General features: G+C 67.1%; 10 protein-coding genes and 1 pseudogene. 7 read left to right on the forward strand and 4 right to left on the reverse strand.

Annotation, left to right across the window (positions count from 1 at the left end; all coding sequences use genetic code 11):
- From E7Z54_RS23870 to E7Z54_RS22100, 3 genes and pseudogenes are all read right to left on the reverse strand, one after another.
- Nucleotides 1-268 (reverse strand): annotated as a pseudogene (locus E7Z54_RS23870) (hypothetical protein); the annotation flags it as partial.
- 32 nt (nucleotides 269-300) lie between these two features.
- Nucleotides 301-648, reverse strand: a complete 348-nt coding sequence (locus E7Z54_RS22095) for a helix-turn-helix domain-containing protein (protein ID WP_136436887.1) — start codon at nucleotides 646-648, stop codon at nucleotides 301-303.
- Between the two features lie 28 nt (nucleotides 649-676).
- On the reverse strand, nucleotides 677-1,726 hold the full coding sequence (locus E7Z54_RS22100) for a tyrosine-type recombinase/integrase (RefSeq protein ID WP_240769842.1): 1,050 nt from the start codon (nucleotides 1,724-1,726) through the stop codon (nucleotides 677-679).
- 261 nt (nucleotides 1,727-1,987) lie between these two features.
- Here E7Z54_RS22100 and E7Z54_RS22105 point away from each other — a divergent pair, with 261 nt between their 5' ends.
- The 7 genes from E7Z54_RS22105 to E7Z54_RS22135 all read left to right on the forward strand — a co-directional run bounded on the left by E7Z54_RS22105 (nucleotide 1,988) and on the right by E7Z54_RS22135 (nucleotide 10,484).
- Complete coding sequence (locus E7Z54_RS22105) at nucleotides 1,988-2,704, forward strand: ArdC family protein (protein WP_136436889.1); 717 nt, start codon at nucleotides 1,988-1,990, stop codon at nucleotides 2,702-2,704.
- A 113-nt stretch (nucleotides 2,705-2,817) separates the two neighbouring features.
- Nucleotides 2,818-3,969: a tyrosine-type recombinase/integrase gene (locus E7Z54_RS22110; protein WP_136436890.1), complete on the forward strand. Its 1,152-nt coding sequence runs from the start codon at nucleotides 2,818-2,820 to the stop codon at nucleotides 3,967-3,969.
- A complete protein-coding gene (locus E7Z54_RS22115; protein WP_136436891.1) occupies nucleotides 3,966-6,434 on the forward strand; it encodes a tyrosine-type recombinase/integrase in 2,469 nt (822 codons plus the stop codon). The genes E7Z54_RS22110 and E7Z54_RS22115 overlap by 4 nt, the downstream gene beginning before the upstream one ends.
- A 242-nt stretch (nucleotides 6,435-6,676) precedes the next feature.
- Entirely contained in the window at nucleotides 6,677-7,615 is a 939-nt protein-coding gene (locus E7Z54_RS22120; RefSeq protein ID WP_136436892.1) for a DMT family transporter, read from the forward strand.
- A 270-nt stretch (nucleotides 7,616-7,885) separates the two neighbouring features.
- On the forward strand, nucleotides 7,886-8,242 hold the full coding sequence (locus tag E7Z54_RS22125; protein WP_136436893.1) for a hypothetical protein: 357 nt from the start codon (nucleotides 7,886-7,888) through the stop codon (nucleotides 8,240-8,242).
- Entirely contained in the window at nucleotides 8,239-8,703 is a 465-nt protein-coding gene (locus tag E7Z54_RS22130; RefSeq protein ID WP_136436894.1) for a hypothetical protein, read from the forward strand. The genes E7Z54_RS22125 and E7Z54_RS22130 overlap by 4 nt, the downstream gene beginning before the upstream one ends.
- A complete protein-coding gene (locus E7Z54_RS22135; protein WP_136436895.1) occupies nucleotides 8,700-10,484 on the forward strand; it encodes a type IV secretory system conjugative DNA transfer family protein in 1,785 nt (594 codons plus the stop codon). Before E7Z54_RS22130 ends, E7Z54_RS22135 begins: the two co-directional genes overlap by 4 nt.
- On the opposite strand, the gene E7Z54_RS22140 is transcribed toward E7Z54_RS22135, so the two are convergent.
- Nucleotides 10,457-10,931: hypothetical protein (locus E7Z54_RS22140; RefSeq protein WP_206056472.1), on the reverse strand; the 475-nt coding region annotated here is incomplete at its 5' end. The genes E7Z54_RS22135 and E7Z54_RS22140 overlap by 28 nt on opposite strands.

The following is a 10,931-nucleotide window of genomic DNA, read 5'->3' on the forward strand; positions in this document are numbered from 1 at the left end:
TGGGGTTGTCATACTCACCCCAGGCCATGCAGCCCTTGCAGGCCCCGGGCCGTTGCGGGCTGCGGGGATGGCACAGGATGCACAGCCCCTGGCTGAAGTAGTTCTTCGCGGTCCCGCACCAGCGGCACGGCGGAGCGGGGAACGGACCACCGGGCAGGCACTCGTAGCAGAAGTCGACCCGCGGACTGGTCCACGCGACCGGGTTGGCCTGGCACCTGTTGCACCGCGGCGGCAGCCGCAACGGCGCGTCAGGTCCCGGCGCCGGCATCCCTTCCTCGACCCGTCCGCGATCGGCGTGATCTATAGCGGCGGCGTCGAGCGCGGCTTGCCGAACCGCGGACTCACCACCGGGCTCTTCCCGCCACCGTTCGGCTTGTCATCGCCGTTCCCGCTGGCCGCGTCGGCATCGCGGACACGGCGGGCGGCAACCTTGTCGGGCTCGGGGGTCATCAGGTCGTTCGGGGTGCACTCCAGCACCGCGCACAGAACGTCGAGCTCCTCGAGCCGCATCGTCGGCGGGGTCCCTGCCCACCACGACGACATTTTCCCGGCGCTGATCTCAAGGCCGGCGTCGGCCAGCATCCGGCGCAGCTGTGCCGACTTCCAGATCCCTCGCTCGGCGGCCCGAAGCCGCAGGCTCCACTGCATCTTAATCCTCTCCTTGTGTCGGTGGGATTCAGTCGGGCTGGAGTCCCAGGCGGGCTTCGACACGGTCGTTGGCGCTGTTCCATGCGTGGACGATGTGCTCGCTGCGTACGTGGATGTAGCCCGAGGTGGTGGCCAGCCATTGGTGGCCCAGCAGTTCCTGGATCGCCTTGATGTCCATGCCGACGGCGTAGAGCGACGAGGCGCAGTAGTGCCGCAGGACGTGGGGCGTCATCCGGTCCGACCAGGCCGGCAGCCACTGGTCGACGCGGATAGCCAGGCCACGCCGCAACGCGTTGGTGCCCACGCGGCCACACCGGTCCAGGTCACGGTCGAACCGCTCCGAAGGAAGCATCGGCGCGTCCGGGTTGTCCCAGTCCGCGCCGTACTGGTGCCGGACATCGGCCAGCCACCAGTCGATCAGTTGGTCGGCGCCGTTGATCGCTGGCACCAGTCGTGGCTTGTGCCCGCGCCCGCGGCTGCCCTTGCCGAAGCGGACGTGAAGCTTGCCGAACTCGCCCAGGTCGGGACGCCAGTCGCGGATGTCGAGCATGACGGTCTCGTTGATCCGCAGCCCGAGTCGGCGCCACAGCGATGCCGCGAAGTAGTCGCGGGCCGCGGGCAGGTACTTGCGGGCCTGCGGGATCGAACCACGCCACGCGGTAAACAGCGAGTCGATCTCCTCATCCGACGGGGGGACCCGAACCTTGCCCAGCGACGCTCCGGACTGGCGGTTGAACTCATCGATCGGCTGCTCGACGAGCACGCCGGCCGCACGGCGGATCGTGCCCTCGTAACGGGCGATCACGAACTCGTAGAACAGCGACAAGGTGCCGGCCTTGCCCGCCCTCGTGGCGACGCTGTGCCCCAGCCGGCGCTGCTCGGCCAGGAAGGCGTCCGCGTCCGCGTCCGCGCAGGTCGCCTCCCACAACGGCTTCGTCAACGATCGGGCGAACTCGATCACTACCGCCCGTGTCTGGCGGATGTGCCCGTCACTGAGGCCCGCCGCCGACATCGCGAGTGCGTACTGGTCGACGATCTCCTGCTCGTAGTCCTCGGCCGCCTGCGCACTCGACAACATCAGATCTCCGGTGCTACCACCCGGCAGCGCCACGAGACCCATCAGTCACCGACTTCAGAGGAGCCGACCATGCGTCGATACTACAGCGAAATCGTCATTCTCAGTGAAGGTTCATCACTCCACGTCCGAGCAAGTGGGGAACTGACGTTACCTGCGCAAACGCGATTCGAGGCCTCAGATGCCGCGGATCGAACCTAAGTGCCTAGAGACAGCCACTCCTTCACACCTGCCTTCCGAGACGGCACCGGACGGAGGAAGGCCATGAGAACTCAGACTCGCGGGCTGGCCGAACGCGAAGCCAGGATTGACGCCCTGCATCAGAAGCTCACCGATGCCGTCGGTGCGCTGGTCACCGGCGACGACTGGCGCCGAGCATTGGAATTCGCCGCCCGCTTCCGGTCCCGCTCGTTCAACAACACGCTCCTGATCTTCAGCCAGCACAACGCGGCGTACCAGGAAGGCCGCGTGCCCGGCCCGGTCCCGACCTACGTCGCAGGGTTCAAGCAGTGGCTGAGCCTGAAACGACACGTCATGAAAGGCCAAGGCGGGTACGCGATCCTCGCCCCGGTGACGGCTCGCTTCGCCTCGGCGACGCCGGAGAATCCTGAGTCATGGCGACGACTCGGCCGCGGCGAAAAGCCGCACCGGGGCGAGACGGTCCGCTCACGGATGATCGGCCTCAAACCCGCCCACGTCTGGGACATCTCGCAGACCGACGGTGAGGCCATTCCCGAGCCGCCGCGTCCGCAACTGCTCGAAGGCGAGGCACCGGAAGGCCTGTGGGACGGGCTGGCCGACCAGATCGTGGCGCGCGGGTTCGAGTTGCGCCTGGTCTCCACCGCTCGATCGATCGGCGGCGCGAACGGCCTGACCGACTACCTCACCCGTGAGGTCTCGGTCCGGATGGACATGGATGACGCTGCCCAGGTGAAGACACTGGCTCACGACCTATTGACCGCACCAACTGGAGCGTCCTGAGTCGACTCCAGGCGACACATGCGCAACGACTCGCCGGCCGATGTGGATTTCCACCGTTCCCGAGGCTTTGCGTGCTGCCGTTCGTCGCGACGACGAGCGGAAGGACATCTGGGATGGAGCGAGAGGTGACGGCGTTGATCGTCCCTGCCATCGGCGCCGTGGCCAAGATCGACGCAGCGCCGGGAACGGTGCTGCTGGATGCCACGGGCGAGCCGGTCGAGGAGGTCAGCGAGTTCTTCGCCACGATGCTGGCGTGTGGAGCGAGCTTCAGTTCGTTGCGCTCCTACGGCCTGGCGCTGTTGCGTTGGTGGCGGTTCCTGGTCGCGGTCGACGTGTGCTGGCAGCGCGCGACTCGGATCGAGGCACGCGACTTCGTGCTGTGGATGCGGCTGGTCGGCCCAGCAGGCAGGCGGAGCGGCTACGCGCCTGCGACCATCAACCACGCGCTGGCGGTTATCAAGATGTTCTACGCCGACCGGATCACCGCCGGCGACGGCCCGCTGATCAACCCGGTCCCGGACGCCGACCACCGAACCGGACGAAGGTCGAATGCGCACCACAACCCGATGCAGCCTTTCACTCCGGGACTGCGGGCACCGTTCCGGCAGAAGATGCCGGAGCGGATCCCGCGCCACCTGCCCGACCGGCTCTTCGATGAGCTGTTCGCGACTCTGCGCTCGGACCGGGACCGGGCACTGTTGGCGTTCTACGTCTCGACCGGGGCCCGTGCCTCGGAGCTGCTCGGTGTCACCGTGGACCGTGTGAACGTCGGCGACCAGCGCATCGGGGTCCACCGGAAGGGCTCGAGTCGGTTGCAGTGGCTGCCGGCCTCCGCGGATGCGTTCGTGTGGCTGCGGCTCTACGAGCAGCAGACCCGGCGCCCGGATGGCGAGCAGGCGTTGTGGCTGACTCGGCGCCGTCCGGTGCGCCCGCTGACGTACTCCGCGGCGCGACGGATGCTGCAGCGCGCGAACGAGTCGCTGGGCACCGCCTGGACGTTGCACGACCTGCGACACACCGCCGCGCAGCGGATGGTCGATGACCCGAAGATGTCGCTGAGCGACGTGCAATGGGTGCTGGGCCATGCCCACATCACCACGACCCAGATCTATCTGCGTCCACGGGAGGAAGAGGTCGTCAGCCGCGTCCTGGCCCATCACCGCGACCGGTCCGAACGCCCGACCACACCACCACCGCCACCTGTGGACACGGCCGGCTACTCGGCCGAGGTTCTGGCGGTGCTGTTCGGCGGGCCGCGGCCGTGAGCGACCACGTCGACGCGGTCGCTCACCTGCAGAGGGCCGCGCGTCCCTCGCGCCACGTCCCCGCCGACAACGGCGCCCTACGCCCCAAGGCGCCGACCCCGACGCTGCCGACACCAGCGATCGCCCGACCGACCGTGTGGGCCGCGTCCCAGGTGAGCTATCAGGAGGTGCTCGACGCGGTCCGCACCCTGGAGGTCGCGAACGGCACCACCTCACCGAAGCAGGTCCGCAGTCAACTGCTGTTCGCGGAAACCCTGCTTGGGTGGCTGCTGAGGTTCCCCGGGGAGTCTTGGCAACAACGGTGGCACGCCTCAGGAGCGAACGCGGCCGGCAACGAGTGGACCACGCTGGCTGCCGTGCCCGACAAGCACGGTCACCTCGTCGCTGCCGCGGGCAGGCTCCTCATGCTCGACGTGATCCGGCCCGACTACTCCTGGCTCTACGCCACGCACGCCACACCCAGGCTCTACGAGCGACTGCGGGCGCTACGTGACCCCGCGGGGTTCGCCATCATCGAGCGCGTGTGCGACACGGACGCGCGCATGCTGCCGAGCGACCGCCGCCACGCGCTGAACCAGCTCACCAGGATGCTGGTCCACAACGGCGGGACATTGGCCGACATCACCCTGCCTGACTGCATCGAGGCCCACCGCGCACAGGACGGCTACCGCGGCCGTTCCCAACCTCGCTGGTACACACTGCTCCGGGAAGCCTCGATCCTGCCGGCCGACAGCCCGCCAACGATCTTCGCCGCGTCACGCCGCGGGCAACTCACCATCGAAGAGATGGTCGACCGCTACGACGTCGCCTGCCGACCGATCAGGGACTTGTTCGTCGCCTACCTCTACGAACGCCGTCCCGCGATGGACTACAACTCCATCCGCTATCTGGCGGCCAAGCTCGTGCTGCTGTTCTGGCGGGACCTAGAGATCCACGAGCCCGGCATCGACTCCCTGGTTCTGTCTGACGAGGTTGCCCGTCGCTGGAAGACCAGGCTCAGCGGCCCGGTTCTGTACGGCAGCAACCGCATCGGGAAGAAGCGCGAGGACCCGTACACGATCCTCATGGCCGTTCGTGCCTTCTACGCCGACCTGTCCCACTGGGCGCTGGAGGACCCCGCCCGGTGGGCGGCATGGGCCGCGCCCTCGCCGGTCGACTCCAGGGACCTGGCAGGAATGACCAAGATGCTCAAGCAGTCGCGGTCACGCACACACCAGCGCATCCGGGAACTGGCGCCGTTGCTTCCGCGGCTCGTCGACGCAGCCAGCGACAATCGGGTCGCGGCCAAGGCCCTGCGCGATACCGCCGCCGCAGCTCCGCCTGGCGAATCGTTCACCCAAGCCGGGCAGACGCTACGACGGACGACCCTGAGCGACGACGGCTGCAGCGGCAGGAAGGTCAGTCGTGGGCATGTGTACGTCGATACTCCGGTGCGCAATGGCACGAGCGACCGGCCGCAGGACAACCGGAGAAACCTGAGCCTTGAGGCAGACCGGGCGTTCTGGGCGTGGGCGCTGGTCGAGGTACTGCGGAACACCGGGGCACGTATCGAAGAGGTCCTCGAGATCACCCACCGCTCCTTCGTGTCCTACCGGCTCCCGTCGACCGGCGACGTGATCCCGATGTTGCAGATCACTCCATCCAAGACCGACAAGGAACGGCTCCTGGTCATCGGCCCCGAACTCGCGGTGGCGTTCGCCGAGATCATCTCTCACGTCCGCGGCGACAACGAGCGGCTGCCGCTGGTCAGTCGCTACGACAGCGCCGAACGGGTCCACAGTCCAGAGCTTCCGTTCCTGTTCCAACGGCCGTGGGGCACAGGCAGGATCGCGATGAGCTCCTCCTACGTCGTCAAACTGCTCGACGAGCTGGTCACCACCGCGAAGATCACCAACAGCGACGGCACGCCGGCCAAGTTCAGCCCGCACGACTTCCGAAGGATCTTCGCCACCGAGGCCGTCGCATCCGGCCTGCCCGTGCACATCACCGCCAAGATTCTCGGCCACGACTCGATCGCGACCACCCAGACCTACGTCGCCGTCTACGACCACGACGTAATCGACCACCACCGCGCCTACATCACCCGCCGGCGGGCACTTCGGCCATCGCAGGAGTACCGCGAACCCACCGACAGCGAGTGGGACGAGTTCCTCGGCCACTTCGCCCAACGCAAGCTCGAGCTCGGCACCTGCGGGCGTGCCTACGGCTCACACTGCCAACACGAACACGCCTGTATCCGTTGCCCGATGCTCCGACCCGACCCCGATCAGCACGAACGGCTCCGGGGCATCATCGACAGCCTCGAAGAGCGGATCGCCGAGGCGACCGAACGCGGCTGGCTCGGCGAAGTCGATGGACTGCGGACCAGTCTCGCCGCTGCGGAGCAGAAGCTCACGCAGATGCAGCGCACCGCGACTAACCTCGGCATGCCGATCTTCCCGCGCCGACCGGACAGCACGCGGTAGCGTCCGACGCTGCCGAGTTGAGGGCTGACTTGAAGCCGCTGTGAAGCGTGAACAGCGACCCCCGCTGTCGAGAAGTACGATAGTCGCCATGGGCGAGTCTCCGATGGCTGGACGGCGCTGTCGGCTGCCCTCGTACGACTGCTGTGACGACGAGGGCCGAGCGGCCTGAGAGCTGACGCATCTCCCCGCGTCAGCCGAGCACTCGAGCCCATCCACTCGTCTCTCTGACCGGAGTCACAGCCATGCCCGTCTCACCGTCGTACCGTCATGTCCTTCTGCTGGTTGCCGCCACCGCCTGCTGGGGGTGCGGCACCGTGCTGAGCAAACAAGTTCTCGACCGTGGCGTCGCGCCACTGACCCTGCTTGCCGTTGAGCTCGCCGCCAGCGCCCTCCTCCTATTGCTCGCCATGCTGCTGCTCCGGGTGCGGCTGACCTCGTCACCAGCCATGGTCAAGCTCGCCGTCCTGGGCGTCCTCAACCCCGGTTTGGCCTACGCGCTCGGCCTACTCGGGCTGGTGAGCATCACTGCCAGCATGTCAGTGTTGTTGTGGGCCACCGAACCGATCCTGATCATGCTGCTCGCAGTCCTCGTGTTGCGAGAGCGGATCGCACTGGCCACCACGGCAGCGGTGGCCACGGCAATGGTAGGGGTGCTGCTGGTGATCTACCGCCCGGGAGCATCCGGGGATGCCATGGGTGTGGCATTGACCGTGGCCGCGGTCTCCGCCTGCGCGTTCTATGCGGTGCTCACACGCAGGCTGCTCCTGGACGACAGTTCCCTGGCCGTGGTTCTTGTACAGCAGGTGGCTGCCCTGTGTTTCGCCATCGTGGTTGCCGGTATCGCATCGGCGATTGGCGTCGCCGAGCTCGGCCTGCCCGATGATCTGGCGACGTGGGCACTCGCGGCAGCATCCGGGATGGTCTACTACGGCTTCGCGTTCTGGTTCTTCGTGGGCGGCCTCAGGGGCTTACCCGCCTCGGTCGCCGGGAGCTTCCTGCCACTGATCCCGGTCTTTGGACTCGCCGCCGCCTATGTGCTTGGCGACCGTCTCATCGACCGCCAGTGGGTCGGTGCTGTCCTGGTGATTCTGGCCGCTGCAGCTGCTGCGATCCGGCACCTCTCCCGTCCCTCGGGGGACACCGGCGAACCCCAGATCTCCGGCACGCCGCAGCACATGTGAAGCGGGCGCGATGCTCGTTGCGACGCGTGCTGTTGGTCCCGCACTGACATGCCGCGTCCGCGCGCAACTATCCGACAACGCAGCTACCCCAACGGCGAGTTCGGACCTGAGGCTCCTCACAGCCCGCCTCTTGGACCAGGGCGTCACGCCCAAGGGCCAGCGACACGACACGCACACCTAACAGCCATGACAACAGGCAGCGCGATAACCCCTCGGCTCTGGTGCAGAAAAGAGTTCGGACACATCCTCCTCCACGCTCCGCGGGAGAACGTGATCTCCACGGACCTCGCCGCGGACGCAACCCTGCACCGCGGAATCACGGAGGTCGAAGCGGAGTCGATCGCACTGATGGTAGGCGCGGCGCACGGGCTCGACACCTCGTCGTTCACCGTGCCCTACGTCTCGACGTGGGCAGCGAGTGTGCCCGGCAAGACGCCGGTCGAGGTCGTCCAGTCGACGGCCGAACGGGTGAGGACCACCGCCCTCGGGGTGCTCGAGAAGCTCGACACCCAGAAGATCGGCGACGGCAACCCACCCAGTATCGATCGAGAGCCGCTTAGCCGCCGAGCTGAGGTGGCCCCTGCGATCACTGGCACGGGTCGTGACGGATCGGTCATCAGGCTATGAAGGTCCCAGTCGTCCTCACCACCGTCCGCTTCAACATCGACACCGAGGGCCGGCTCGAGGTAAGGATCAACGGCCAGCCGCACGCCGAAGATCGAACGCTGTCTCGGCACGACCTCCGCTCGGTCCTCCGCGAGATCACCACCAGGCTCGGCACTGCAGTGCGTGTCGAAGTTCACGAGGCTGACGGCACGACGTACTCGGACATCGAGACTCCCGCGGAGAACGCGGCTCCGATTGTCATGGAGCCAGAGCCGGAGACGGCAACACCGGCGCTGGCTGGCGCCGGTTTCCAACCAGGCGAGCAGGTCGCTCTCGCCTACGTCCTGGCACGCCAGGAAGCCGATGCCAACGGCAATGCCGCCATCAACCTCCCAACGGCGATGTTGACCGCCACACACCACGGGCTGGTTCTTTTCGGTCTGACCTCGCTGACGATCGCGCCAGTCGAGGTGCAGGCATGAACCCGAGTACTCGCAGCACGAACGACGAGCTCGTCAATCTTGCTCTGACGGCTTTGATCGGGCTCTTCGGCTTGGGGCTCGCCCTCGGAGTCGCCGGGAAGGTCGCCGCGTTCCTGGCCGGTCGGCCGGGTCCCCGAGGAGGAATGGCCAGCGGGCTTCGTGTCCTCACTGACCCAGGGCACCCCGGAACGGCGCTCGGCGCACCCGGCCTGTCGGCCGCGGCGTACTGGCTTGTTGTCGCAGCCATGCTCACGGTGCTCGGCATTGCTGCGTGGCTTGCCTGGACCGTCATCGCGCGACTACGCCACCGCACCAAGCAAGATCCTCACAAGATCGAGGGCGTCGCCACCCGCCGCGACATCGACCTTGTCGCGTCGAAACGAGCGCTTTTACGCCGCGGTGAGACGCTTCGTCCGTCGATCAGCCGCCCGCGGCCGGAGGATGTCGGCTACCTGCTCGGGCGCAGTTGCGGGCAAGAGATCTGGGCCTCGGTCGAGGATTCGATCCTTGTCATCGGACCGCCCCGGTCCGGAAAAGGCTTGCATCTCGTCATGAACGCGATCCTCGACGCGCCCGGTGCCGTAGTCACGACATCCACCCGCCCGGACAACATCGTTGCCACCCTCAACGCGCGTAAGGAACGCGGCCCTGTAGCGGTCTTTGACCCGCAGCACCTCACCGCAGGACCCCCAATCGTCGACGGCACCGGGGTTCGCTGGTCCCCCATCCGCGGCTGCGAGCAGCCACTCACGGCGATGATCCGAGCAGCCGGTCTCGCATCGACGACCGGCCTCTCCGCCGGCGGCGTCGAGTCCGGCGGCTTCTGGGAAGGCAAGGCCAGATCGGCACTCCAGTCGCTCCTTCACGCAGCTGCCATCGAACGCCTCCCCACTCGCGCGCTCTTCGAGTGGTCCCTATCGCCATCGGCTGCGACCGATGCGGTAGGCATCCTCGCGAGTCGCCCGCAAGCAGCGGCCGGCTGGGCCGACGCCCTCGACGGGATGATCAACGCTGACCCGCGTACCCGAGACTCGATCTGGATGGCGGTGAGCCAGGCTCTAGCGTGCCTGGCCGATCCGGCAGTGCTCGAAGCAGTCAGTCCTGGCCCAGACGACGCCTTCGATCCCCGCGACTTCCTTCTGCGGAACGGGACGCTGTACTTGCTGGCGACCGGCGCCGGCGCCGGCGCCTCCTGGCCCCTCATGGCGGCCTTCATGGAGGACCTCACGGAAGTCGCTCGGCACCTCGCGACCGGCTCCCCCGGCGCCCGGCTTGATCCCCCGCTCCTTCTGGCGCTCGACGAGATCGGCAACCTCGCCTCGCTCCCCTCCTTACCAGTCCTGATGGCCGAGGGCGGCGGAACGGGCATCACGACGATGCCTGTCCTCCAGTCGCTCTCACAGGCGCGCAACAAGTGGGGCGACCACGCCGCCAGCACGATCTGGGACGCCTCGATCGTCAAGGTCATCCTCGGTGGAGCGTCGGCCTCCAAGGACCTCCAGGAACTCTCCGTCCTCATCGGAGAACGCGACGAGCGCTCCGACACCGTCACGATCAGCGACCACGGCAGTCGCTCCCTCCAGCGGTCGGTCCGGCGCGCGCACGTCCTGCCTCCGGAACGGATCCGCACCCTCCCGTTCGGAACCGGCCTAGTCCTGCTGCGGAGCGCTCCGCCGATCATGACGAAGCTTCGCCGGTGGACGAATCGGTGTCCGGCCGGGCGCCCTGCACCATTCCGCGAAGAAGGACCGACCTACTTCCTCCGCAGGTTGAGGTTGTAGGTCCCACAGGGGCACCGCAGACTTTGCTCGTTGCCGGGCATGCCCTCAACCTCGATCCAGGCGCCGCAGTCAGCGTTGGTGCAGTGGAAGAGCCCGAGGAACTGCCTACACGCATCGACCACTGGCCCGAAGTCGGCCCTGCTCATCGTCGCCCAGTCGTTGTTGTGGACCAAAGCGTTGATGGCCCAGTTCTCTCCGTCCTGCGCCAACATGGCCGCGGACCGCTGCTCCTTCAACGCCTCAACCTGCTCCTTCGCAGCTTCGTTGTTCCACGAGTTCGCGGATGCGGCGGCCTTCTTGAGGAGGTCGCCATGCCGGCCCTTCACCGCTGAGAAGAAGGCGTTCAACTCGTAGTTGTTGTCCGGACGGAATGTGACCTGTCCTTGAAGACTGGCGGTGATTTCGGAGGGTCTGCCCCGAGTTTGGTTGACACCTGACCTGTGAGGA

The organism is Nocardioides sp. (assembly GCF_004803405.1).
Classification (GTDB): domain Bacteria; phylum Actinomycetota; class Actinomycetes; order Propionibacteriales; family Nocardioidaceae; genus Nocardioides; species Nocardioides vastitatis.